The 24770-nt window shown below is 40.3% G+C and carries 22 protein-coding genes; 9 read left to right on the plus strand and 13 right to left on the minus strand.

The window, feature by feature from the left end; translation table 11 throughout:
• The first annotated feature begins 5 nt into the window (after positions 1-5).
• Both B5G52_RS09530 and B5G52_RS09535 read left to right on the plus strand, forming a co-directional pair.
• On the plus strand, positions 6-731 hold the full coding sequence (locus B5G52_RS09530) for a SapC family protein (RefSeq protein ID WP_087532430.1): 726 nt from the start codon (positions 6-8) through the stop codon (positions 729-731).
• Complete coding sequence (locus tag B5G52_RS09535) at positions 731-1756, plus strand: cupin-like domain-containing protein (RefSeq protein ID WP_176372533.1); 1026 nt, start codon at positions 731-733, stop codon at positions 1754-1756. The genes B5G52_RS09530 and B5G52_RS09535 overlap by 1 nt, the downstream gene beginning before the upstream one ends.
• A gap of 89 nt (positions 1757-1845) precedes the next feature.
• Here B5G52_RS09535 and B5G52_RS09540 read toward each other — a convergent pair whose 3' ends face one another.
• The 3 genes from B5G52_RS09540 to B5G52_RS09550 are packed head-to-tail and all read right to left on the minus strand — an operon-like array spanning position 1846 to position 6660.
• The gene (locus B5G52_RS09540) at positions 1846-2877 is read right to left on the minus strand and encodes a family 16 glycosylhydrolase (protein ID WP_087532432.1); all 1032 of its coding nucleotides are present in this window, start codon (positions 2875-2877) and stop codon (positions 1846-1848) included.
• A complete protein-coding gene (locus B5G52_RS09545; protein ID WP_087532433.1) occupies positions 2868-5387 on the minus strand; it encodes an exo 1,3/1,4-beta-D-glucan glucohydrolase in 2520 nt (839 codons plus the stop codon). The genes B5G52_RS09540 and B5G52_RS09545 overlap by 10 nt, the downstream gene beginning before the upstream one ends.
• Before the next feature lie 13 nt (positions 5388-5400).
• A complete protein-coding gene (locus B5G52_RS09550; protein WP_087532434.1) occupies positions 5401-6660 on the minus strand; it encodes a sugar MFS transporter in 1260 nt (419 codons plus the stop codon).
• Between the two features lie 270 nt (positions 6661-6930).
• On the opposite strand from B5G52_RS09550, the gene B5G52_RS09555 reads away from it, so the two are divergent.
• From B5G52_RS09555 to B5G52_RS09565, 3 genes are read left to right on the plus strand one after another with little or no spacing between them, the layout of a single operon-like run.
• Positions 6931-8223 carry a GH1 family beta-glucosidase gene (locus tag B5G52_RS09555; protein ID WP_176372535.1) on the plus strand — a complete coding sequence of 431 codons (1293 nt, stop codon included), beginning with the start codon at positions 6931-6933 and terminating at the stop codon, positions 8221-8223.
• 15 nt (positions 8224-8238) lie between these two features.
• Positions 8239-9591, plus strand: coding sequence for a glycoside-pentoside-hexuronide (GPH):cation symporter (locus B5G52_RS09560; protein WP_087532436.1), 1353 nt, complete (start codon positions 8239-8241; stop codon positions 9589-9591).
• A 1-nt stretch (position 9592) separates the two neighbouring features.
• Positions 9593-10594 (plus strand): LacI family DNA-binding transcriptional regulator, encoded by a 1002-nt coding sequence (locus B5G52_RS09565; RefSeq protein ID WP_087532437.1) that lies wholly within the window; start codon positions 9593-9595, stop codon positions 10592-10594.
• On the opposite strand, the gene B5G52_RS09570 is transcribed toward B5G52_RS09565, so the two are convergent.
• From B5G52_RS09570 to B5G52_RS09590, 5 genes are read right to left on the minus strand one after another with little or no spacing between them, the layout of a single operon-like run.
• Complete coding sequence (locus tag B5G52_RS09570) at positions 10581-12554, minus strand: response regulator (RefSeq protein WP_087532438.1); 1974 nt, start codon at positions 12552-12554, stop codon at positions 10581-10583. The two genes, B5G52_RS09565 and B5G52_RS09570, sit on opposite strands and share 14 nt — an antisense overlap.
• Before the next feature lie 12 nt (positions 12555-12566).
• Positions 12567-13028: a response regulator gene (locus B5G52_RS09575; RefSeq protein WP_087532439.1), complete on the minus strand. Its 462-nt coding sequence runs from the start codon at positions 13026-13028 to the stop codon at positions 12567-12569.
• Positions 13029-14513 carry an ATP-binding protein gene (locus B5G52_RS09580; RefSeq protein WP_087532440.1) on the minus strand — a complete coding sequence of 495 codons (1485 nt, stop codon included), beginning with the start codon at positions 14511-14513 and terminating at the stop codon, positions 13029-13031.
• A gap of 22 nt (positions 14514-14535) precedes the next feature.
• Complete coding sequence (locus B5G52_RS09585; RefSeq protein ID WP_087532441.1) at positions 14536-14745, minus strand: histidine kinase dimerization/phospho-acceptor domain-containing protein; 210 nt, start codon at positions 14743-14745, stop codon at positions 14536-14538.
• A gap of 17 nt (positions 14746-14762) precedes the next feature.
• Positions 14763-16103 carry a sigma-54 dependent transcriptional regulator gene (locus B5G52_RS09590; protein ID WP_087532442.1) on the minus strand — a complete coding sequence of 447 codons (1341 nt, stop codon included), beginning with the start codon at positions 16101-16103 and terminating at the stop codon, positions 14763-14765.
• 156 nt (positions 16104-16259) lie between these two features.
• Between B5G52_RS09590 and B5G52_RS09595 the strand changes: the two genes are divergently transcribed.
• On the plus strand, positions 16260-16772 hold the full coding sequence (locus B5G52_RS09595) for an NUDIX hydrolase (protein ID WP_087532443.1): 513 nt from the start codon (positions 16260-16262) through the stop codon (positions 16770-16772).
• Here B5G52_RS09595 and B5G52_RS09600 read toward each other — a convergent pair.
• From B5G52_RS09600 to B5G52_RS09610, 3 genes are read right to left on the minus strand one after another with little or no spacing between them, the layout of a single operon-like run.
• Positions 16759-17265: a YgjV family protein gene (locus B5G52_RS09600; protein ID WP_087532444.1), complete on the minus strand. Its 507-nt coding sequence runs from the start codon at positions 17263-17265 to the stop codon at positions 16759-16761. The genes B5G52_RS09595 and B5G52_RS09600 overlap by 14 nt on opposite strands.
• Before the next feature lie 48 nt (positions 17266-17313).
• Positions 17314-17880, minus strand: a complete 567-nt coding sequence (locus B5G52_RS09605) for a Crp/Fnr family transcriptional regulator (RefSeq protein ID WP_087532445.1) — start codon at positions 17878-17880, stop codon at positions 17314-17316.
• The gene (locus tag B5G52_RS09610) at positions 17873-18907 is read right to left on the minus strand and encodes a nitronate monooxygenase family protein (protein ID WP_087532446.1); all 1035 of its coding nucleotides are present in this window, start codon (positions 18905-18907) and stop codon (positions 17873-17875) included. Before B5G52_RS09610 ends, B5G52_RS09605 begins: the two co-directional genes overlap by 8 nt.
• Positions 18908-19102: 195 nt before the next feature.
• Between B5G52_RS09610 and B5G52_RS09615 the strand changes: the two genes are divergently transcribed.
• Positions 19103-20479 carry an NAD-dependent succinate-semialdehyde dehydrogenase gene (locus B5G52_RS09615; RefSeq protein WP_087532447.1) on the plus strand — a complete coding sequence of 459 codons (1377 nt, stop codon included), beginning with the start codon at positions 19103-19105 and terminating at the stop codon, positions 20477-20479.
• 42 nt (positions 20480-20521) lie between these two features.
• On the opposite strand, the gene B5G52_RS09620 is transcribed toward B5G52_RS09615, so the two are convergent.
• Together B5G52_RS09620 and B5G52_RS09625 are read right to left on the minus strand one after the other, a co-directional pair.
• Complete coding sequence (locus B5G52_RS09620; protein ID WP_087532448.1) at positions 20522-21613, minus strand: endonuclease/exonuclease/phosphatase family protein; 1092 nt, start codon at positions 21611-21613, stop codon at positions 20522-20524.
• A 93-nt stretch (positions 21614-21706) separates the two neighbouring features.
• Positions 21707-22108 carry a hypothetical protein gene (locus tag B5G52_RS09625; protein WP_087532449.1) on the minus strand — a complete coding sequence of 134 codons (402 nt, stop codon included), beginning with the start codon at positions 22106-22108 and terminating at the stop codon, positions 21707-21709.
• Between the two features lie 179 nt (positions 22109-22287).
• Here B5G52_RS09625 and B5G52_RS09630 point away from each other — a divergent pair, with 179 nt between their 5' ends.
• Entirely contained in the window at positions 22288-22938 is a 651-nt protein-coding gene (locus B5G52_RS09630; RefSeq protein WP_087532450.1) for a hypothetical protein, read from the plus strand.
• A gap of 205 nt (positions 22939-23143) precedes the next feature.
• Positions 23144-24727 carry an ATP-binding cassette domain-containing protein gene (locus B5G52_RS09635; RefSeq protein WP_087532451.1) on the plus strand — a complete coding sequence of 528 codons (1584 nt, stop codon included), beginning with the start codon at positions 23144-23146 and terminating at the stop codon, positions 24725-24727.
• The last annotated feature ends 43 nt before the right edge of the window (positions 24728-24770 follow it).

Below are 24770 nucleotides of genomic sequence, written 5' to 3' on the forward strand. Positions count from 1 at the left end.
GCCACATGGCCAATCACGTTTTACTTGATAACATTAGCCATAAAGACTTAAAAGTAATAACAGAGCGCGGTGCTAAATGGGGTGACACTATTAGCTGCACGGCTATTTTCCCAAATGAATTTACTAAGGTGCAAGCACAGCAACCAATCGTATTTCGTAAACACCCAAACACAGGGCAATTTGAAGCCCTCGCATTATTTGGCTTTGAGAATAATGAAAACTTATTGCTAGATGAGCAAGGTAATTTATCACTTAACTACCTGCCACTGAGTATGCAGCGCCAGCCGTTTTTAATCGGCCAACAAACGCAGTATAACCAAGGTATACCAGAGCAGTCTTTAGTCGTTCATCTAGATTTAGACAGCCCACGTTTAAACCAAGAACAAGGCGAAGCGATATTTTTAGAACATGGCGGAAATAGCGACTATTTAAACCATATTGCACAAGTTCTCAATACGCTGCATATCGAAAACCAAGCCCTACCCGCTTTTTTTGAGCAGCTATTAGCACTTAATTTAATTGAAGCGTTTTCAATTGAATACCAACAAAAAAATGGAGAAAAAGTAACTGTGGGTGGCTTTTATACTATAAACCAACAAGTGTTAAATACACTTAATGGCGAACAACTACAAAAGCTACAACAAGGCGGCTACCTAAATGCTATTTATATGGCCATTGCGTCACTTGAACAAATTCCTACATTACTTAAAAACAAATGGGCTGCGCAGTAATGCAAAGTGCAGCTCAACAAATAAAGCAGCAAGTAAAGCAATGCCATATTAATGATATTAACGACTTGCCTGCGTTTTTAGCCGAGCAAACAGCTCCTATCGTAATCAAGGGAATATGCGCGCATTGGCCTATGGTCCAAAACGCACAACTCGGTGATACTCACGCACTAAAGTATTTAAAAAGCATTGCCAGTAACTCGCCTGTGCGTGCTTTTACAGCAAAAGAAAAAGAGCAAGGTCGTTATTTCTATAATGCAGATATGACCGACCTAAACTTCACGCAATACGCCAGTACCTTAGTTGAGTTAATCACTACACTGGAGCAATCTCTCACAACTGACAATTCAGACTCATACTATATGGGGTCGACTGCATGTGATTATTGCGCACCCGAATTTACAATTAAAAACCCATTAGAGGTAACCACGCATAGCTGCTTAAAAAGCCTCTGGGTAGGTAATCACAGCCGTATTGCAGCCCATTATGATAATGCTGATAATTTGGCTTGTGTTGGTGCAGGTAGCCGTGAGTTTATTTTATTCTCACCTGAGCAGGTCAATAACTTGTACATTGGCCCATTAGAGTTTACGCCTGCAGGGCAAGCTGTCAGCCTAGTTGACTTTACCGCTCCCGATCTTAATCGCTTTCCACGATTTCAAAATGCACTTAACAGCGCTCAAATAGCCAAATTAGAACCAGGCGATGGGATATTCATTCCTGCGCTTTGGTGGCACCACGTAAGCGCTCACAGCCAATTTAACGTGCTCGTTAATTACTGGTGGCGTCAAGCGCCCGATTACCTAGCCAACCCGTTTGATGCCATGCTACACAGCATGTTAGCAATAAAAGACTTACCACAGTCACAGCAAACTCATTGGCAGCAATTTTTTGATCATTATGTATTTAGTAATAACAAAGATATAGGCGATCAAATAGCACCGCATGCTAAGGGTATTTTGGGGGATATTGATGAGCAAACTGCTCGTAGAATTCGTCAACTATTGCTGCAAAAACTAAATCGTTAAACCACTGTTTAGTCTATAGAGAGTGAGTCAAAAGCCTATCAATGTAACGAGTTCGGCGATACAAAAACGGGCTTAAGACTCAAAGTTTGTTACTTGCGATTACCTGGAATCAACTTTGCGCTTGGTTGAATCGTGGCGCAACCTTCACCCGTTTGAGGATTGACAGAGCATTGAAAAACGCGGACATAATCCACCAGCATTTGTTTCTCAAAACCGCTTTTATCAACCCCTTTGTCATTAACATTTGCAGGCCAATTACCGCCAATAGCAAAATTAATTAACAGGTGAAAACGCTTATCAAAGGGGGCAAAGCCCGTATTCTCTACGAATGTTCCATCTGCTTGTTTTGACTTTGAATACCACTGCTTATTGTTAAAAGTGGCAAAGTGGAGATCATCAACATACCAACGAATTTCATCTTGCTGCCACTCAATAGCATAAGTATGAAATACATCAGCAGGATTTTGATCAGCTGTAAATGTGTAAGGCAAGCCACTATAAACATTTTCAGGCGCTGGGCCACCATAATGCAAAGTGCCATGTATTCGGCTTTCAAGGGTACCTACAGGGGCTGTTTTATCATCTGTTAGGGTCTTTAAGTTTACCGCTTCCATGATGTCTATTTCGCCCGATGATGCCCATGTGCCATATTCCCAATCGGTGGGTAACATCCAAATTGCAGGCCATGTCCCTTGCCCAGCTGGTAGTTTTGCACGAACCTCAATACGGCCATAACGCCAATCGCCTTGCCCTTTAGTGCGCAGACGTGCTGAGGTAAATGGCTGTGTGCCTTGTAATTTAGCTTTTGCGGCACTGGTTACTTCATCTGCGTTATATAAAGGTCCGGTGTAATCTTCTTTTATCGCGACAATATGCAATAAACCGTCTTGCAGGTAACTATTTTGCTCGCGTGCTGTATAGCACTGCTGCTCATCGTTACCACCACCTCGGCAGTTAACTTCGTGCTGCCACTTATTTAAATCAAGAGTGGCCGCATTAAATTCATCTTGCCAGACAAGCTGCCAACCCTGACCAATACTGGCCTGAGTTGGCGGCTGTGAGGTTTGGCAGGCGCTAAGCGCACCTGCCAAAACTATGAGAAATAGCGATTTTACTGACATGAAATAACGTTCTCGTTAGCTTGCTTACTGGTAATACTAAGCTTAGCAATAGAAACCTGCCATGGTGCTGAAGTACTTAACTGCCAAGGTGAGAACACCTGCGATAAATTGACACCTTGCTCAGTAAAGCAAGCCAAGTCTATATTGACTGTTTGCCACTGATTTGTACTTTGCAGTTGTTTAGCAATATCAAATTTACCTTGGCAATCTTCACCACACTGCATACCAAGCCAAAGTGGCGCATCAGCACTTTGCTCTACTTTAACTTGCATTTGTAGCTGGCCTGATTTTTCAACGTATGAGCGTAAATCTGACGGAAACGAAGCCATTAAACGTACAGCAGCAAGCTCATTACCAGTAAAGGTTATGGCACGCGCATCTTCTTGCACATCTTTATCAAAGGTTTTAACACTGACAGCACCCACAGATTCACGGCTACTCGCCATTGTTTTTTGTTGTTCGCCACTTTGTAGTACTAAGCCCCACGGCGCTTTCACTGCTCGGTCAAATAACACTAAATCTTCAAGCTGTTGTGTTACATTACTTGTCTCAGCTAAATCATCAGCAAGAGTGTTTTTATCTGCATACGTTAAGCCAAAGCCATAAGGTAATAACGGCGCGTAGTTAGCATCGCCTCTATTTTCGTTATCAATTGGATTATTAGGCCACGAAAATGATAACTTCCCCTTAAAGTCATGGTTAACTGAACCATCGGCATCAGCAAATAGTACATCACTTATTGCATCTCCTTCGCTGCCTGGTAACCAAGTCGCAACAAAGGCATCGCTGGCATTAAGTTCAGCGTTTACCCACATTGGACGACCACTAATAAACAGCGATACAACGGGGATCCCTGCTGCTTTAAACTTACGCAGCAATGCCAAATCTGCTTTATTACCACGTTGATACTCAAGGTTATCTAAGTCACCATTACCTTCAGCGTATGGTTGCTCGCCAAAAACGACAATTGCAACATCTGGACGAGTATTGAACTCACCGTTTAAGTCATACTGAACTTGCCCGCCTGCTTGCTTAACAGTGGATTCAATACCATCCAAAATCGATGTGCCACCAGGGAAATCGCTATTTTCGTTACCAGTACCTTGCCATGTAATACTCCAACCACCCGATTGCATACCAATGTTATCGGCACCTAAACCAGCGACCAATACGTTTGCTTTAGGTGAAAGAGGTAACAACTGTGCTTTATTTTTAAGTAATACTAATGACTCACGTACAGCCTGCTTAGCAATTTCGCGATGTTCAGCACTGCCTATTACCTCTGTTTTTCCTGATAATGGCCGTTGTGCTGGGCTTGGCTTATCAAATAACCCTGCGCGCATTTTCACTCGTAGAATACGTGTTACCGCATCATCAATGCGTGACTGCGCAATCGCACCGTCCTTAACCTGGGTTATTAAGTTTTCATATAATGGCTTCCACGCATCAGTCGGCACCATGTATACGTCAAGGCCTGCATTTGCAGCTTGTGCACAATTACCATTTGTACAGCCTGGGATTTGTCCGTGGCCGTTCCAATCACCAACAACAAAACCATCAAATCCCATTTTGCCTTTTAGCACATCAGTAAGCAGGTACTTACTGCCATGTATTTTCTCGCCATTCCAACTGTTAAAAGACGCCATCACAGTTTGCGCCCCTGCGCCTAAACCGCCTACATAGCCTTGAGCATGAATATTAAATAAATCAGCTTCGCTATCAACGTTATTTCCTTGATCGTCACCACCTTGCGTACCGCCATCACCTAAGAAGTGTTTTACTGTGCTGATCACACGCTTATCAGATAAGAAGTCTTGCTCCACAGCGCCCTGTAAGCCTTTTACTATGGCAGCAGAATACTCTTTTACTATTTCAGGGTCTTCTGAGTAACCTTCGTAAGTGCGACCCCAACGGTCATCACGCACAACAGCAACGGTAGGTGCGAATACCCAATCAATCCCCGTCACCATAACTTCTTGTGCTGTAGCAGCTGCAATTTTTTCAATTAAGGCAGGATTATTGGTCGCACCTAGACCGATATTATGCGGGAATAAGGTTGCGCCAATAACGTTATTATGACCATGTACGGCATCTGTGCCCCACATAGTCGGAATACGACTGCCATCTAATGAATCATCGATTGATGCTTGGTACATTTTTTCAGCTAGATCTATCCAATCAGCAGCACTGGCATGTTTGTTATTATTTGGAAAAGCGCCACCACCATTTAGGTAAGAGCCAAACCCATATTTACGCATATCTTCTACTGTAATATCGCGTATTTCTGGCTGTATCATTTGCGCTATTTTTTGCTCAAGTGTCATGCTTGATAACAACTCTGCTATTTTAGCTTCCATCGCAGCATCATCTTGAATACCTGTAGTGATCATTGGCCAAATTTCTTGCTCAACCGTATCTTTAGTTTGCACCTGATCAGATCCAGTACAGCCGTTCATCGCTATTGTCGCAATCATCAGCGCCGAAAGTGTGAATGGTTTTTTTAATGTCATGTTTTGCACCTAATTATAAATGACGAGTTGAAGATACTTTTGAGCCAAAAAGCGCAAAGTAAGTGATATAAATATAACAACCAATTGGTAATAACAGCGCTAACTGCACGCCAATACTATCGGCTAGCATGCCCTGTAATAGTGGTATGATTGCACCACCAACAATGGCTAAACATAAAATGCCTGACCCTTGCGAGGTGTATTTCCCCAAACCCTGTAGTGCTAGGCTAAAAATAGTTGGGAACATAATTGAATTACATAAACCCACTAATAAAATGGCCCACATTGCTAGTGTGCCTTGCCCTGTCATAGCAACTAAAATGAGCACTACGGCTAAAACAGCATGGCAAGCTAGTACTGTATGAGCGTTAATTTTTTGCATAATGACGGCACCAGCAAAACGACCTATCATTGCGCCTGCAAAGTAATAACTAATATAATGAGCTGCTTGTTGTTCGCTCAACGCTGCAATGTGGTCAAGTGTTAAGAAGCCCACTAAAAAACTACCAATTGCGACTTCAGCACCTACATAAACAAAAATACCTAAAGCACCAAAAATAAGATGGCGATATTGCCAAACACTGCCTAAATCAACAAAATTCTCATCTACTTGAACGGCCTCATTTGACTCGGCTTTACCAAGTTTAGGTAGCTTTAAAAATATAAAGATTACTGCCAACATCAATAAGCTTGCAGATAAAATTAAATAAGGAAGTTTAACTTGTTCAGCCGTTGCTTGGCTTACTTCGCTGAGGATTAACCAACCACCAAAAATTGGGGCTACAGCTGTACCTAGCGAATTGAATGCTTGGGTCATTGTTAATCGCGAAGATGCTGTTTTTGCAGAGCCTAAAACACTAACATAAGGATTCGCAGAGACTTGTAAAATTGTGATACCACTTGCTAATACGAATAAAGCAAACAAAAATAGTTCATACACGTGTGCATCTGCTGCTGGGTAAAATAGTGCACAACCTATTGCTGCAACAACTAAACCAACGACAATACCGTACTGATAACCTATTTTGCTTACCAACTTCCCTGCAGGGATTGACATCACAAAGTAGGCTCCAAAAAAGCAAAATTGAACTAGCATTGCTTGGGTATAATTGAGCGAGAACATTCCTTTTAAATAAGGAATTAAAATATCGTTTAAACAGGTAATAAAGCCCCACATAAAAAACAATGTGGTCAGTGACGCTAAAGCAAATGTTTGCTTAGGCATCCCCTGTACTTGGCTGTGGTGATTTGTTGTCAAAGGCGCTTGTGCCATAATATATCTCTAATTAATTATTAATTATCAGTTCATTACACCTATTAGGATACTTTAAGTATAATTTTTAAAAGCAAATAATAGTTGCAACATAAAATGTAAGCGCTTACATTTATATCATATAAATCGAATTTAGCAATTTATTTACAACAATATTGTAAGCGCTTACATAAACCAGCTATATTGTATTCAACCTTATACAAATTGCTATTATAAGTTACAGGACACCCAATCGTGTTTAAAACAATTTCTTTACCCAGCCATTCGCCAATGCTAAAACCATCATTTACATTTGGAGTGGCTACAGCGTCTTTTCAAATAGAGGGGGCGAGAGACACACGCCTAGCATGCATTTGGGACACATTCTGTAAACAGCCTAATGCAATTGCAGATAAAAGTGACGGCGACACTGCATGTGATCACGTTAATTTATGGCAACAAGATGTAGAGATGATTGCTGATTTAGCTGTTGATGCCTATCGACTTTCTATTTCATGGCCTCGTGCAATGAACCAAGATGGTACTGCTAATCAACAAGGTATGGGCTTTTACCGCGATTTACTAGCGGCATTAAAAGCACGAAATATTAAAACCTATGTCACTTTGTATCACTGGGATTTGCCTCAGTATTTAGAAGATGATGGTGGCTGGGTAAACCGCGATACCGCTTATGCTTTTGCAGCCTATGCCGATATTGTCAGTAAAGAGCTTGCTGGGTTGGTTGACTCCTATGCAACATTAAACGAACCATTTTGTAGCGCTTACTTAGGCTATGAAATTGGCGTACATGCACCAGGCATAAAAAGCCAAAAAGCAGGACGTCAAGCTGCACATCACTTGTTACTTGGACATGGTCTTGCCATGCAAGTATTGCGCAAGAATAGCCCTGAAACAGAAGCCGGCATTGTTCTTAATTTTAGCCCAACCTACCCACTTACAACTAATGACAAATTAGCTGCATTTCAAGCTGATCAATATCATAACCAGTGGTATATAAAAGCGATAATAGAAGGCGAGTACCCGTCACTACTCAATGAACTACCAGAGCAAGTACAGCCAGACATTCAACCACAAGATATGGCAATAATAAGCCAACCTATCGATTATTTAGGGGTCAATTATTACACCCGCATCCATTATAAATGTACTGCTGATAACTGGTTCGAAGAAGCCAACCTAACTAATGTGCCGATTACAGATATGGGTTGGGAAGTATACCCACAAGGCTTAACTGAACTGCTGGTATCATTAAATGAGCTTTATACTTTACCAAAAATTTATATTACGGAAAACGGTGCCGCAATGGCCGACAGCGTTCATGACAATCAAGTACTCGATTATGAGCGTGTAAGCTATTATCATACCCACTTAAATGCTGTTAACGATGCCATAAACCAAGGTGTAAACGTACAAGGGTATTTTGCCTGGAGTTTAATGGATAATTTTGAATGGGCCTACGGCTATGAAAAGCGTTTTGGCCTCGTTTATATTAATTACCAAACTCAGCAACGTATACTTAAAGAAAGCGCTAAACAATATTGTGCACTATTAAAACAACGCTAATAATGAGTACCTACCATGCTAACTAAAAAAGAAAAAATAGCCTACGGTTTAGGTGATACTGCAAGCAACATTATCTTTCAAACGGTAATGCTATTTTTAACTTTTTTCTACACTGATATTTTTGGTATATCACCGGCGGTGGTAGGCACATTATTTTTAGTGGTACGAATTGTTGACGCAGTAACAGATCCACTAATGGGCTCGCTTACTGATTCAACTCGTACTCGTTATGGCAGTTATCGCCCGTATTTACTGTGGCTAGCAGTGCCATTTGGGGTGATCAGTATTATCACCTTTACCACACCAGAGTTATCGCCAACGGGGAAAGTGATTTATGCGTTTATTACTTACACCCTGTTAATGTTAGTTTATACCGCAATCAATATTCCCTACTCCGCTCTAGGCGGCGTACTGAGTAAAGATCCAAATGAGCGAGTATCTATTCAATCATATCGCTTTGTATTTGGCATGCTTGGCGGCCTAATCGTCAGTAGCTGCACATTGCCACTTGTGGATTGGCTCGGTAAAGGCGATAACGCGTTAGGCTACCAGCTAACCATGGTGCTGATGAGCTGCTTCGGTGTTGCATTATTTCTTATTTGTTTTAAGTTCACTAAAGAGCGCGTGAGTGCAGCACAAAATAGTCAATTAAAACTTAAAAAACAGATGGCTGTACTTTGGCGGAACGGCCCATTTAGAGTGCTTTGTGGTGCATCATTGATGCTACTAACCAGTATGGTACTACGTACAACTCTGGCTATTTACTACGTTAAATACGTACTTGGTGAAGCAGATCTAGTCACACAATTTGTAACATTAGGCATGCTTGGAAATATTTTAGGTTGTGCGTGCGCCCAACCTCTTAGTAAATATGTTGATAAAAAAACGGCTTATATTTACCTACAATACATCTCCGCTGCCATTAGCTGTATCGCATTTTGGCTCCCTGGTGAAAATCTGTTCCTTGCGTTTTTAGTGTACTTTTTATGGTGTTTCTTTACTCAAATGGCAACACCATTATTATGGGCAAAAATGGCCGATACAATTGAGTTTGGGCAATGGCAAGACGGCCAACGTTTAACCGGCTTGGTCTACGCTAGCGTAGTATTTTTTATTAAACTTGGCCTAGCTCTTGGTGGCGCAGGTGCTGGGTGGTTACTAGCCTATTATGGTTATCAAGCAGATACTGAGCTTTCACAAGCAACTAAACATGGCATATTAACCTCATTCACTTTATACCCCGCTATCGGCAGCGTGCTTGTCGCCGTGATCATGAAAAGGTATATTCTGGATAATAAAACCGTAGCGCAAATAAATACTGATTTAACAGCTCGAAATAAAGCATCGTCTGATACGAAAAAGGATTAACATGGCCACCATTTATGAGGTGTCAAAGCTTGCGGGAGTATCGCTGGCAACTGTCTCAAGAGTTATGAATAACAATGCTAATGTCACTGATGTAACTCGAAAAAAAGTCATGTCTGCGATGGCGGAGCTTGGCTACCGACCAAATTCAATTGCTCAATCACTTGCATCAAACTGTTCGAACAGTGTTGGCTTATTGGTGTCGGAACTATCTGGGCCATTTTACGGGCCTATGATGGGCGGTATTGAGACTGTTTTTCGCGCTCAGGGCAAACACGTTATTATCGCTGCGGGTCACAGTGATCAAAAGCAAGAAGAGCAAGCTATTGAATTTTTAATTAGCCGTAATTGTGATGGTTTAATACTTCATGTTGAAGCTGTGACAGATGAGTACTTAATTGAACTGAGCAAAGGAAAAACCCCGTTTGTCGTACTAAATCGATATATTAATGAGCTGGCTGATCGGTGTATTATTTTAGATAACGTACATGGTGGTTATTTAGCAACTAAATATGTATTAGAACAAGGCCACAAAGAACTAGCCTATATCAGCGGGCCTCTGTGGAAAAAAGACGCCCAAGACCGTCTCGCAGGCCATAAACAAGCTTTACGTGAACATAACTTAGATTTTAATGAGCAATTATCGTACGAAGGTAACTTCATGGAAGACAGTGGAGCACATGGCTTCACACACCTATATCGTAGTGCTCATAATTTCACTGCACTCGTTTGTGCAAATGATGAAATGGCGACCGGTGCAATGGCCAGTGCCAGAGAGCATCATATCAATATGCCAAGTCAACTTTCTATTATCGGTTTTGATAACGTCTTTTTCACCCGCCACATTTCTCCTGCACTCTCTACCATTAATTACCCTATCGATGATATGGGCAAAATGGCAGCAAATTGGATATTAAGTAAAGTTTATAAAAAAACGACACCCAAATTACAAACGCTCTTTGAACCTGAACTTGTAATTCGTCAGTCTATTATCAGGCATCAATAAGGCCTGATAATAAAGACAAATTAATTGGTTTTAATAGCACTTGTTCAATTTTCAACTGCTCTATTTGTATAGGATCTGGCTCAACACCGCTGACAATCACGCGTTTTAGATGTGGATAGTGTTGTTTAACATATTTAGCGAGTTCAAGGCCACTGCCGTCCGGCAAATGCATATCTAGCAATATTTTATCGTAGTTTGCATCCGATTTAAGCATTGTTGTACATTGCTCAAAACTGTCTGCAATAGCGGTTTCTACCCCTAAACTTTCCAGTAAGAGTTGGGTAATTTGAGCAGCGTCGGCATCGTCCTCAACCAATAAATACCGTATTGTTGATGCGGATGTGTCGGGCTCTTTATCTACATTGGCTATTTTAGCGGCTGGCTTGTGGCTGTTAGTTAAATAACTTTGTAAGCATTGATAAAGTAAACTCGCATCGACGGGCTTTCCTATTACATCATTGAACCCTAAGGCTGTAAGTTCGCTATGGATCCCTTTCATCGTCGCTGCAGTGAGTGCAATAATCGCACCTGAAAAGCCCATTTTTCTAAGCTCGATTGTGGCCTCTTTGCCGCCCATTACTGGCATATGGATATCTAAAAATACAATATCGTAAGGTTCTCCTCTTTGCTCTGCTTTCTTCACTTTATCGAGAGCTTGCTTACCATGTTCAGCATAATCTACTCTAGCGCCTGCCGATGAAAGCATATGCCCTACAAGTACGCGTAAATCTCGCAAATCATCAACCACCAATACACGGCCAGATACTTTACAAGGCGCTGTTTTTTGCTGCATATTGGGTGTTAAATCAAGTTTCAGCACGTGTCGTTCAACATTTTCAATATTACCTGGGTACAGAGAAATAGTGAACTCAGAGCCTTCTCCTATTTCAGACTCTAAAGATATACCACCTTGCATTCGGCTTAATAATTCAGAGCAAATAGCCAGCCCAAGCCCTGCTCCACCAACAGAGCGAGATTCTACATCTGCAATTTGCTCAAATGGCTTAAATATTAATGCCTGTTTCTCTGGAGCAATACCTAAACCTGAGTCTTTAATACTAAAAAACAGCATTTCTCTGTTATCAACAACCATAGTCCAAGCACGAACTATAATCTCACCTTGTTCGGTAAACTTAATCGCATTATTGATAATATTGATCAGTATTTGACGAAAGCGTGTAGCATCAATGCTAACAATCAATGGTAAAGGGTGTAATGATTCAAATCGTAGTGATAAGCCCTTATCAAGCGCTGAGACCCGCATTAATGTAAACACATCTGCCATTAAGCTATCTAAGTTTACATCTGTACAGGTTAATTCAAGTTTGTCAGCAGCTATTTTTGATAAATCGAGCACATCATTTAACAAGCTGAGTAAGTGTTTTCCGTTACGATAAATAACACCGAGCTCATTACCTGCGCTATCATTAACTTCACTTTGCATGAGTAATTCAGTATATCCTAAGATGGAAGACAACGGCGTACGTAACTCATGACTTAAATGCGCTAAAAAGCGATCCTTAGAGCGATTTTCAGCCTCAGCTTTAAGCCTTTCTATACGCTCATCTTCAACATCTCGTCGTGCTAATGCATAACGAATTGAACGGGCAAAACGACTGCTGCTCATTTCATTTTTAACAAGGTAATCTACAGCTCCGGCATCAAGAGCCGCTGAATCCAGCTCCTCATCTGATTGCCCTGTAAGCATTATTATTGGCCCGTTAAAGCCATTTTCAACAGCTTGCTTTAATACCGCTAAGCCATCAGATGCACCTAAACGGTAGTCAAGCAGGCAAATATCATGCTGATTTTTACTCAGTACACTAACCGCCTGCTTCGGTTCGCTTATCCACTCTATGTCAAATGTATGAGAACTTAACTGCTCTAAATAGTCACAGGTCAGAATATAATCATCTTCATCATCTTCAACTAGTAACAGTTTAGTAGGCTTATCTAACATAGCGTCTCCACTTTAATCGTTAAAAGTACTAGGTAACTCAACGAATTCAACCCAGTATTTACCTAGTGCTTTCATTAAATCGACTAAGCCATCGAAAGTAACGGGTTTAGTGATATATGAAGCAGCGCCTAAATCATAACCTTTAACCATGTCTTCCTCTTGCTTTGAGGTCGTTAAGATCACAACCGGTATCCCTTTTAAATTTGGATTAGCTTTAATTGCTTGTAGTGCTTCGCGGCCATCCATTCTTGGCATATTCAAATCTAACAGAATTAACCCAGGGCGCGGTGAAGCATCTTTGTTTTCAAATTTGCCTTTGCGTTCTAAGTATTCAAGTAACTCGACACCGTCTTCAACAAAGTGTAACTCGTTTAATACACGACTTTCAGCCAATGCATCTTGCGTTAATAAACGATCATCTTCGTCATCATCAGCCATTAAAATGGTGATAGGTTTTACTTTAGTGAATGGCATTTAAGCCTCTCCTTGCAATGTGAAAAGCTCAGCTTCCACAGGTAGTTTGATGATGAAAGTAGCTCCTTCACCGATTTTACTTTGTGCCGTTATCGTTCCACCGTGACGTTCAACAATACGTCGACACACGGATAAACCAATTCCTGTGCCTTTATATTCTGAGCGTCCATGTAGGCGTTGAAACGGTACAAAAATTTTGTCTGTATATTCTTGTGAAAAACCAATGCCATTATCTTTAACAGTGATAACTTGCCATTCGATCTCTGTATTATGGTCATCACTAAATTCGCTGTGATGTTGATAATCTACAGTGATAATGGGTGCCACACCTTCTCGTCTAAATTTAACGGCATTAGATACTAAGTTTAAAAATAACTGCTGCATTTGGCTTGGATCAGCCTGAATAACAGGCATATCTGAGATACTAACTTGCGCTTTTGATTCTTTAATCGCGATTTCTAAATCACTTACAATTTCATTAAGCACTTGTTTTAAATCAGTATCAACAAAGTCTTTTCCTCGCGTTGTCACACGGGAAAACTCTAATAAATCATTTATCAAATTCGACATACGTTGCGCCGCATTTTTCATTCGTGCAATATAGTCAATGCCTTTTTCGCCTAGTTCATCTTTGAACATGGTTTCTAATCGGTCACTAAACGCTTGTATTTTACGTAACGGTTCTTGCAAATCATGGCTTGCGACAAATGCAAACTCTTCAAGCTCCCGGTTGCTTCGACTAAGCTCATCAGAGTATAGCGTCAATTCTTGAGTGCGTTCAGTCACCTTTGAAGCCAAGGTTTCGTTTTGATGTTCTAGCTCTAGCCTGTATTTTGCTGATTCTCGTAAATTAATTCGAATCAGTATAAACATACCTATTATTAATAAAGCACTCGTCACCGCAGTAATCGCAAAAGTAATTTTAGCTTCTTTTTTAATTTGTCCTAATTTTTTAAACTGCACCAGCTTAAAAGTAGACTCAGCATCCTGAATTTCATCGGCTAAAACGCGTATTTCACGATACAAATTGCGTCCTTCGTGCGTTTCCAATAAATAATGAGCTCTGCGCTCTTTGTCTGCTAAAGCGAGTTGAGCTGTACGTGTTAGTACCGCAACCTTTTCATCGACTAAATGAAGCAATTGCGCGACTTTACCTGCTTGTCCATCAATTTCAGAGCGTAAACCTTTAACTAATGCGGCCTGCGAGTTTAATTGTTGCAAGGCATCGTAATATGGCGCTAAATAATCATCTTCGCCGGTAAGTAAATAACCACGTTGACCCGACTCAGCTTGAACAATTGATAAATGTAGTTTTTCTATTGCGCTATTGAGCATGCCGGTATCATCTAAGCGCTGTTGTGTTTGGCTTAAACTTTGAATCGTGTTGCTAGCTAAAAATGCATTTCCCACAATAATACACAGTACAACGGCGATAAAACTTGCCCAAACGATATTAGTTTTACCTTGTTGCTTTTGCAGCTTCATTTACTTTCCTTTATCATGAAATTTACTCAGTTGAGTTTAAGTCTGAAATATTTTGTAAGCTCTCACTACACTGCTGACAATTTGCAATAATTTTATCAAGTGCTGCCAATGCTTTGTCTTTTGGCATGTCATTTTCAAGTACTAATTTTATCAACTCTGCATTCATTGAAATTCGATTCAAAGGTGCTCGAGCATCATGAACCAGTGTTCTTAATGTTTCGTTATTACTCATGAATCTCCCAGATTTTATTAACTATATTCACCAATGCCACCATAGGCATTTAAACGGTTATACAAGGTTTTTGTACTGATCCCGAGCATTTGTGCAGCTAGCGTTTTATTGCCTTGCACTTTATCTAACGTGGCATGGATCAATTCTTTCTCAACTTCTTCAATCGTTTGACCCGCACTGACTTGGTTAGTTTGAGTTTGCTTATTAACCCGAGAAAAAGGAGACTCTAAATTTTGCGGTAAAGTAATATTTTTTCCTTTAGGGTCGCTCATAATAAATGCTCGGTGAATTGCATGACGAAGCTCACGTACATTTCCTGGCCAATCGTAGCTTTCTAGCTCTTTCAATTGGTTTGCTTGCCATTTAAAATCGGTTCCATTCTCTTCGTTAAGCTGCTCTAAAAATGCTTTGGCTAACAGCGGAATATCTTCTTTGCGATCACGTAATGCAGGTATATCAATAGGGAAAACGGCTAAACGGAAATATATATCCTCACGAATAATGTTATTTTGGGCTAAATCGGTCAAAGAACGATTTGTTGCAGATATTACCCTACAGTCGACCGGTAACTCTTTATTACCACCCACGCGGGTTACTTTTTTGCTCTCTAACACGCGTAATAAATTAGGTTGCATGTCGATAGGCATTTCAGTTACTTCATCTAAAAATAAAGTCCCTGTGGCTGCTTGCTCAAACACACCTTCTTTACGGGCAATAGCGCCTGTAAAAGCACCTTTTTCATGGCCGAATAATTCACTGCCAATTAATTCTTTTGATAAGGCACCGCAGTTAGTCGCGACCAATGGTCCTTGGCACTGGCTCGCATTATGAATCGCTTGCGCCACGACCTCTTTACCCGCACCACTTTCACCCATTAGCATCACGTTTGCGTTGGTATTCGCGACGCGTTCAATCATGGTGTAAAGTTGCTGCATTACAGCTGACTCGCCAATTAATGTACCAAAATGCTTATCAATACTTGGTTTTAACTTTTTCTTTTCAGTGTTTTTCTTAGGGTTTAAAACACGTTCAATGTCTTCACGTTGTAATGGTTTAACTAAGTGACCGACATTAGGTGCACACATTTCAGCTAATTTGCCTTTTACTGATGGGTGCCCTGAAATTAACGTGATTTTAGGCGTTCGCCCAATACTTTCTAAATGCTCAACTAAATGCAAACCACTGCCATCAGGCAGCATAAAATCTAAAAACACATGATCAAAAGTATTATTCACAAACCACTCTTGAGCTTCTGCCAGATTAGCTGCAGTGTCTATATTGTGGCCTAAGAATTCGACGATATGACATACAACATCACTAAACTCGCTGTCATCATCGACTAAAAGAATGTTTAACATGATAAATCCCTATGCTTTTTATTATCGACCAGCCTAACATATTAAATACATGCTTATTCTATGAAATCGATTATTAACTCAAGATTTACGAAAGCTAAGTTAATTTAGATCATTTTTACGGTATAATTTTATAAATTTATTTTTGCTTATAAAGATATGCGCCTTCTCAAAACCTATATTCATCCTAGTATTAACGCCGATAATCAGAGTCAATTTACACGCATTACAAGCCGTGCTATCGCTTTGAAAGGCGACAAAATTTTACTTATGTATACGCAGCGCTATGAAGACTACAGCCTACCTGGCGGTGGGGTTGATAAAGGTGAAAGCATTGAACAAGGTTTACTTCGTGAACTGCAAGAAGAAACCGGTGCGCAAAATATAAAAGTTACGGGTGAGTTTGGCCTTTATGAAGAATACCGCCCTTGGTATAAAGGTGACTTTGCCGTCATTCACATCAAGTCATACTGCTATTTTTGTGATATTGATGAACAGCTAGGCCAAGCACAGTTAGAGCATTACGAACAGCAAAATGGTATGCAAGCCAAATGGGTAAACATACATGATGCCATTGCTCATAATGAACGCACAATAGCCAATAGTGACAAACAAGGACTATCTATCATTAGGGAAACTTACCTGCTAAAAGAAATAGCTAAGCAGCTTTAGTAAGGAATGGTTTATCACGATAAAATCGATATAAACCAACTATATTACTGGTTAAAAATAAGCATTCCATTACTACGGCTATCGGCGATACAACCATTATATTGTGCGCAATCCACATGCTCGTACCTACGAGCATCATGGAACGTAGTTTAAGATCATGGGATTGAAATGACGCCACAGTTTGAATAAGTGTAGCGGCTAAAGCAATTCCACTTAACCAACTATGCCACGTTAACGAAACCGCAGTTACACTTAATAAAATAAAACACAACATCATCAAAAGTCGTCTTGCAAAAACACAATATAAGTACCGTGCGGCTGCAATGAGCATTAGCCAACCAGCACTTTGTTGCCCCAATAAAAAAAAGTGCCAAGCAGTCAATAAAACCGAGCAAAACAAACACAGTAAAATGAATCGCCTAGATTTAAATTGAAATGACGCTAAATCTAGCAGCGTAGCAACACTGACCAAACATTGTGATAGTAAAAACATACTGACTCCTGAAAAACAGCAGTCTAATTTACTGAATCAAGTGTTGCCTTAACTTAAGTTAAGACGTTTACGAATTCGCGATAAAGAAATAGGTGAAACACCGATATACATAGCTACTTCAGTTAGGGTTAGCTGCGCCAGCCAGTGTGGCTTTTGTGCCAACAAATAACGATAACGCTGCTCTGGTGTATTTAATAGCAAAAATGCTTCTTTCGCTTCTTTAAATAATAATTGCTGTGATACCAATTGCAGCTTTAGCTCATACCAGTCTGGTTGTGCAATTTTAGTTAATGGCACAGCAATAAGCCGCGCAGACTTTATCACTTTAATTTGATATAGCGCAGGCGTTTTAGTGAGCCAGTTACCAAATAGCAGTACAAATTCATCTTTAAAATAGAACTCCTTGCACTTTTTTTCGCCGCTATCTGAGTTATGAAATGCAGCTAACACCCCATCCAAGACTAAATAGCCAAACTGCTGTTTTTGACCTTGCTGAAGTAAAACCTCACCTCGTTCAAATGTGGTCACCGCAAACTGCTTGTTACACTGTGCAAGGATAGCCTTTGCCAAGGTGGCATAGCTATCGCCTAACTGAAGTTTAGATAAATCATGCATCGATTGCCATTAACTCCTTAGTAATGTCTTCTGCGCTAACTGCATCTCTTGTAATGTATTTTTGCCCGCACCATAACGGCGAAAAGTCACTTACCCCTAGCGCTTCAGAGCGTGTTCGTAATGCTCCTGATGCAATACTCGCAAATGGAAATGCTGGGGCTTGAGGGGGTAAAGCGCCCAGTTCACGCATAATACGGTTTTCAATTCCCCTAGCCGCTCGTCCAGAAAAAATAGTCGTGAGCGCGGTACTATTTACATTTTTATTTAAAATAGCCTGCCTATGCAGCGCTGAAGCTGTCGCCTCTTGGCATAATAAATACGCACTTCCCACTTGTACTGCACAAGCACCCAGATCAAGCATTTGCTTAACATCTTCTGCAGTTGCAATGCCGCCTGCGGCGATGACTGGTATATTCAACTCACCAATACATTGCTCAACGAGTAGCGCCGTTGATTGTTGCAAGTTTAAATCCATTGATAAAAAGTGACCTCTATGGCCGCCCGCCTCAAGGCCTTGGGCAATAACTGCATCAGCACCGTTAGCTTCAAGCCATTTAGCCTCATCCACAGTAGTTGCACTGGAAATAACCTGACCACCCCAGTTTTTAATTTTTTCTACAATGTCAGTCGTTGGTAGACCAAAATGAAAACTTACCACTGGCGGCTTAAATGGCGCAATAAGCTCAACTATCTCGTTATTAATTGGCTGGCGTGTTGCCGTCATACCCAAGCTAGATTCGTCGATTCCTAGCTCTGTAAAATAAGGGGCGAGTAGTGTATGCCATTGGCGCTTTTGTTGTTGAGTATAAGATGTTGGTTTATGGCAAAAAAAATTTAAGTTGTAAGGTTTACCTGTGGCCTGGGATAGTTTTGTAATTTCACTTAGTAGCTGCTCTTTTAACAACATGGCGCAAGGTAATGAACCTAAACCACCACTATTACAAACTGCCGCAGCTAAGCGATAGTTTTGTACACCCGCCATTGGCGCTTGAATAAGTGATAACTCAGTATTAAAAAGTGTTTGCATGTGAGAATCCTTGTAAGTTTTTCATCCATTTGCATTAATTACTTGCACTAACCTAAAACCACAACAAAATTAAAGCTATTTATTTTATAAAAAATCAATGCACAGCAATATGTTAAAACCTAATTTATTGCCTGGCCAAGAGTTGGTGTTAGCCTTGCAAACTCCTTACTTATTATTATTTGTAAGGAGATAAAGATGACAAGCACAGTAACGACAATCAACCCTGCGACAGAGCAAGCTATCGAAGACTATACCTTGCTTGACTTAGAACAGGCAAAAAATGAGATAGATAAAAGCCATGAGGCTTTTTTACAGTGGCGCCACGTTTCATTAACTGAGCGAGCAAAACACTTAAACCAACTTGCTCATGTTTTTGAACAACAAAAAAAATCCCTTGCCACTTTAATGACCCAAGAGATGGGCAAACTGTATGAGCAAGGTCTGCAAGAAGTAGAGTTGTGTGCAGCAATATGCCGTTACAGTGCCGAACATGGGCAGACACAACTCGCTGATGAAGAGCGTCCAATGCAAAATGGTCGGGCACTCATTAGTTATCAGCCTACGGGTGTATTACTGGGTATTCAACCTTGGAATTTCCCGCTTTATCAAGTTATTCGTTATGCCGTGACCAATGTAATGGCAGGCAACACTGCTGTACTCAAACATGCCGGCAATGTATTTGGTATGGCTGAAAAAATAGAAGCAATGTTTATTGAAGCTGGCTTCCCAAGTCATGTGTTTAAAAACTTACTTATTGACGGTAAAACCGCTAGCGAGCTTATCAGCCATAAGGCAATTCGCGGTGTAACATTTACAGGTAGCGATGGCACAGGTAAAAAAGTTGCTGAAGCAGCAGGTAAGCATGTGAAAAAAACAGTACTTGAACTAGGTAGTAATGATGCTTACTTAGTACTCGATGATGCAGATTTAGAACTTGCGATTGAAACATGTGTGCAAGGTCGTATGATTAATAACGGTCAAACGTGTGTATCGGCAAAACGTTTTGTTGTGGTCGACTCGCTATATGATGACTTTAAAGCTGGCATTGCTGAGCAGTTTAAAGGCTTACAACTTGGCGATCCAATGGATGAAAGCACTGACCTAGGCCCAATGGCTCGAGAAGATTTAAGAGACAAAATACATCAGCAAGTTCAAGAGTCTGTTAGTGCTGGCGCTAACATAGTCCTTGGTGGCGAAATCCCAGATAAAACTGGTTTTTATTATCCTGCGACACTGCTTGAAAACTTATCACCAGGCATGCCTGCTTATGATGATGAATTATTTGGCCCGGTGGCTTCATTGATAAAAGCAAAAGACAATGAAGATGCGATGCGCATAGCGAATGACTCTCGCTATGGCTTAGGTGGCGGCATTTTTTCAAAAGATGAAAAGAAAGCCATAGAGCTTGCCAAAAAACACTTTGATACAGGCATGATAAATATCAATGGGTATGGCTTAGCGCAACCAAACTTACCTTTTGGTGGTGTAAAAGACAGTGGCTACGGCCGTGAGCACGGTGGCTTTGGTATTCGTGAATTTGTGAATATCAAAACAATTATGATCAACAGCTAATTTTATATTTATTCTAGAAACCTTTTAAAAATCTAAGGGCCTTTATTGGCCCTTTTTATTTTTGAAGGTAGGCACTTGATGTTTATCTACTTCCTCCATTTTTAGCTTTTCAGCAACCTCTAATGTATTTTCATCTTTATCTAACTGCGACTCTTGATCAGCATTTTGATACACCAACTCGGTTAATAGCGCAAAATGATCTGATCCATATTTAGCTAAGCGCTTAATACGCTTTACGGTAAAGCCAGTACTGTGAAACAAATGATCCAGTGGCCAACGCATAAAGAAGTAATCGGCATGAAAAGTATTAAAAAAGCCCCTTCCTTTGCGCGGATCTAAAAAGCCACTAAGTTTCATAAATAATTGAGTCGTGCGCGACCATGCAACATCATTTAAATCACCTGCAACAATCACTGGTCTCATGGGCTCTTTAACAGCTTTAGCCACCATAATTAGTTCACTATCACGCGTGCGAGACGTTTCCTTTTCCGTGGGACTTGGCGGCTCAGGGTGAATAAAGTGACCTTGTATGATTAGGCCATCTGCATTTTCAAAGAGAATATGAATCGACGGAATATCTGGCGACACTAATTCACACACTTTATGTTGAATGATCTTATATTTACTAAAAATATGCATGCCATAGCGATTGTCTTTTGGGCATGCAATTCGATAAGGGTAATCATCGTGCAGCTCAGCTAATTGCTCTTGCCACCAGCTATCACTTTCTAAGGTAACGAGTAAGTCAGGTTTATGCTGTTTAACCAAAGCTATTAAATCTTCACTATTGTGGTTAGACATCAAAACATTGGCACTCATTATTCGCACACTATGAGCTACGTCCTCGTCACTACTTTTAACTTCTTTGTTAGCAAGCCAAGTATATGGGAAAATCCACCACCCTTGCATCACTATAACGAGCGAGCTTACCCCGACGACAATAAAAAAAGTAGTTGGCATTTCTTTATAAATTATTGCAGTAATACAAGCGCACACAAGGCTAATGACAGCCCCGAAAAATACCTGTAACCGAATAAAGTCTGCGCCTCTCACAGCAAAGTGTTGACTATATGAAAGCGGTAAAATACTCGCGATAAACAATATAACCGTAATGCCAGCTAATAATATGAACACACATCAATCCTTGTAGTTTTATAAATTAAAAACAAACGCTTTTAGCATAGCAACTACAGATGAATCAGCAATGAAATCTTTTGACTGAAAGTATTAACGCATTATTATTGCGAGTATTTTACGGCTATCGTGCATTAGGTGATAGATTCGTCTGTCTATTTCAAGCACCACAACACCATTGCGTTTATCGAGCTTTAACACCCTGCCACGGCGGTACATTTCCTTGTTTAACTTATCACCTTTACGATACTTCTTCGGCTTTGCCGCTGGAGAGTGATGAGAATACGTAACTTTCTTATATAATCCCGAAGGTAACTTATAAAAGACATCAGTAGACTTATCATTTTTTTTCGCTTTTTTATGCTTTATAAATTGATGCTTCTTGTCGTACTTGTGTTCATATTTGTCTCTGTCATGTTTATTACTTGCTTTACTTTCAAGAGGTAGCAATACCAACCCTAATACCATCACGCAAAATACTATTGTTCTTTTCATAATTTTAATCTCTGTGTTTTACTTTCTTTTAAGCTTAGCGAGTTAAGCTGAATAAAAAATTAACTCAAATGTAAAGAATGTAAGCATAATGGAAATAGTGAACACTCACATATTAAGTTACTTGGCACTTTTCAGTGATTTTAGGGTCATATAAAATCATCTTATAAGGAACGTTCATTGTGGCAAAATGGTGTTGGCCTCTGATAATTTCAGTGATTATCCATGTGATCATCTTCACGGTATTAATAAACCGTAAAACAGTCACTGTGCCTAATGCCCAAAAAACAGCAATGAAAGTCTATGTAGTAAGCCAGCCCAATCAAGTAGAACCTGCTTCCAAACTGACTAAAAACACAGTAACAAAACAAAGCAGTCCGGCTATTGCAGCCTCAATACCAGCAAATAAAAAACCTTTAAAAAATAAAGTAAAAATTAAGGCTACCGCTCCCAAACAAAAAACAATAAATACTGCTAAAGAGTTCAAAAAAATAGACCTCAATAAAGGTTTAAAAAACATCAAAATGCAGTATCAAGATTCGTACTCATCATCACATTTGACATCATTAAACCCAAAAGCTCCCGACAGAATCAGCGTTCCTGAAGATCACGTGAAGCCTGGGCAACCTATTTTAAAGATTGAGCAACAAAACATGCAATTCACCACGTATCGTATTGGTGGTAAATGCTTTAAAAAGGTATTTATTGGCGGTGGCTCAATGCCTCAAAATGATTTGCCCGATAGTTACATCACGGGCAGTAAAGATTGCCCTAAAACTAAAATAACCCAAGCATATGATATCGCCATGGACAAATGGCTAAATAAAAAGTAAGTGACAAACACTTTGAGGTTCGTTTAAAATAGCAGCACTTACCTAATGGAGTTTGCGCATTAATGAATAACTAACACCTGCTGAAATTCGTTTTATTTATTTGAATTTACAGGGTTAGTGAGCGCAAAATTCGTCATAGTTCTAGCTATCAGATTACCTAATTTACTACTTTTGCGCGCCATGCCCTGCTGACTCCAGAGGCATTATGCATACTTTACACGTTCATAATTTAAGCTATCAGCACCCTGATGGTTATGTACAATTTAAACATCTTAACTTTTCAATTCACGAAAAGCTCACCGCGATTATCGGCGCTAATGGCAGCGGAAAATCAATATTGGTGAGTATATTAGCAAACCAACAACAACCTAGTACGGGACATGTTGAGTTTAGCGGCAAGCGGTTAGTGGTGACGCAACAGCAGTTAAGTGATCGCAACTTGCAAGGCTCTTCAAATACCATTGCCCAATTGTTAGGAATCGATCAAAAGTTGGCGGCCATTGCACGTATAACCTTAGGGAGTATTGCTGAGGCTGATTTTGCTCTGGTAGGCGACGATTGGCTATGTGAGCAAAACTATCAACAACAGCTGTTAACCTTGGGTATTGAAGCACCACTGACTACTCCAACAAGTCATTTGAGCCCAGGCCAACAACGGTGTTTAACACTTTATTGTGCCCTACAAGCACAGCCTGACTTACTGGTTTTAGATGAGCCAAGCAACCATTTAGACCAAACAGCAAAACAATGGTTAATAAAACAATTACATGCGTTTAAAGGGCTAGTCGTTATTGTTAGCCATGATCGTCAATTGCTGAATCATTGCAGTGCTATCATTGAGCTGAACAGCCTTGGCATTCATTACGAAACTGGTAACTATCAGCATTTTTGCCAGCAAAAATTACTGCAACAAACCGCGCTTACGAAACAAATAAATCACTTAGCAAAAGAGCAAAAAAAACATCAACAGCAAACTCAAGTTAACCATGAAAAGGCTCAACAACGCGCTGCACAAGGCAATAAGCACCGCCGCAGTGCCAGCCAACCTAAAGTCATGCTAGATTTTAACAAAAACAGTGCGCAAGCAAGTAAAGGCGCAAATGAGCGTTCAGCTTCAGCAAAGCTTGATGCGTTAGCCAAAAAACAACAACTGCTAAAACAGCAGCTACCAGACAGTATTGAACGAAAGTTAAAGTTCAGCCAATCCACCAGCAATAAACGCTTACTGTTTATTGATAAACTTGGCCTACCTTGTGGTTGTAGTAAAAACCCTGTGACTTTACAAATTAACAGTGGCGATAAATTACATATTGCAGGACCAAATGGCTCGGGGAAATCAACGCTACTGGGAATGATAAGCGAATCTACAAAATCACCTACAGCAACGGCAATTCAACTTAACAGCAAGGTGCTTTATATTGACCAGCACTGCTCGCTGCTAGCAACGAATCATAGCCTAAAAGAAGCCGTTGAACATTACTGCCCTGAACTTGACTCACAGCAAATACGATACTCATTAGCTGCTATTAGCTTTAAAGGCGACAATATTCACCGTGAAGTACAACGATTAAGCGGCGGAGAAAAAATGCAATTAGCCATGCTTATTGCCGGGCATAATGCAGGGCAATACTTATTACTACTGGACGAACCCGATAATCACTTAGACCTCAATAACAAGCAATTATTGGCACAAAATTTAGCGCATTTTTCTGGCAGCTTTATATTAGTCAGCCACGATGAGGAATTTATCAAGCAAAGCAAAATTACTGATACATTCATCTTATCGTAATTGCTAGTTACTACTTTAGTTGTTATTTTAGATTTGAGTTAAC

The organism is Pseudoalteromonas sp. A601, from assembly GCF_002165575.1.
In the GTDB taxonomy this organism is placed as follows: Bacteria; Pseudomonadota; Gammaproteobacteria; order Enterobacterales; family Alteromonadaceae; genus Pseudoalteromonas.

Coding starts and splice junctions, on each gene's coding strand:
- B5G52_RS09530 (WP_087532430.1), top strand. CDS start 6: ATGGCCAATCACGTTTTACTTGATAACATTAGCCATAAAGACTTAAAA.
- B5G52_RS09535 (WP_176372533.1), top strand. CDS start 731: ATGCAAAGTGCAGCTCAACAAATAAAGCAGCAAGTAAAGCAATGCCAT.
- B5G52_RS09540 (WP_087532432.1), bottom strand. CDS start 2,877: ATGTCAGTAAAATCGCTATTTCTCATAGTTTTGGCAGGTGCGCTTAGC.
- B5G52_RS09545 (WP_087532433.1), bottom strand. CDS start 5,387: ATGACATTAAAAAAACCATTCACACTTTCGGCGCTGATGATTGCGACA.
- B5G52_RS09550 (WP_087532434.1), bottom strand. CDS start 6,660: ATGGCACAAGCGCCTTTGACAACAAATCACCACAGCCAAGTACAGGGG.
- B5G52_RS09555 (WP_176372535.1), top strand. CDS start 6,931: ATGCTAAAACCATCATTTACATTTGGAGTGGCTACAGCGTCTTTTCAA.
- B5G52_RS09560 (WP_087532436.1), top strand. CDS start 8,239: ATGCTAACTAAAAAAGAAAAAATAGCCTACGGTTTAGGTGATACTGCA.
- B5G52_RS09565 (WP_087532437.1), top strand. CDS start 9,593: ATGGCCACCATTTATGAGGTGTCAAAGCTTGCGGGAGTATCGCTGGCA.
- B5G52_RS09570 (WP_087532438.1), bottom strand. CDS start 12,554: ATGTTAGATAAGCCTACTAAACTGTTACTAGTTGAAGATGATGAAGAT.
- B5G52_RS09575 (WP_087532439.1), bottom strand. CDS start 13,028: ATGCCATTCACTAAAGTAAAACCTATCACCATTTTAATGGCTGATGAT.
- B5G52_RS09580 (WP_087532440.1), bottom strand. CDS start 14,513: ATGAAGCTGCAAAAGCAACAAGGTAAAACTAATATCGTTTGGGCAAGT.
- B5G52_RS09585 (WP_087532441.1), bottom strand. CDS start 14,745: ATGAGTAATAACGAAACATTAAGAACACTGGTTCATGATGCTCGAGCA.
- B5G52_RS09590 (WP_087532442.1), bottom strand. CDS start 16,103: ATGTTAAACATTCTTTTAGTCGATGATGACAGCGAGTTTAGTGATGTT.
- B5G52_RS09595 (WP_087532443.1), top strand. CDS start 16,260: ATGCGCCTTCTCAAAACCTATATTCATCCTAGTATTAACGCCGATAAT.
- B5G52_RS09600 (WP_087532444.1), bottom strand. CDS start 17,265: ATGTTTTTACTATCACAATGTTTGGTCAGTGTTGCTACGCTGCTAGAT.
- B5G52_RS09605 (WP_087532445.1), bottom strand. CDS start 17,880: ATGCATGATTTATCTAAACTTCAGTTAGGCGATAGCTATGCCACCTTG.
- B5G52_RS09610 (WP_087532446.1), bottom strand. CDS start 18,907: ATGCAAACACTTTTTAATACTGAGTTATCACTTATTCAAGCGCCAATG.
- B5G52_RS09615 (WP_087532447.1), top strand. CDS start 19,103: ATGACAAGCACAGTAACGACAATCAACCCTGCGACAGAGCAAGCTATC.
- B5G52_RS09625 (WP_087532449.1), bottom strand. CDS start 22,108: ATGAAAAGAACAATAGTATTTTGCGTGATGGTATTAGGGTTGGTATTG.
- B5G52_RS09635 (WP_087532451.1), top strand. CDS start 23,144: ATGCATACTTTACACGTTCATAATTTAAGCTATCAGCACCCTGATGGT.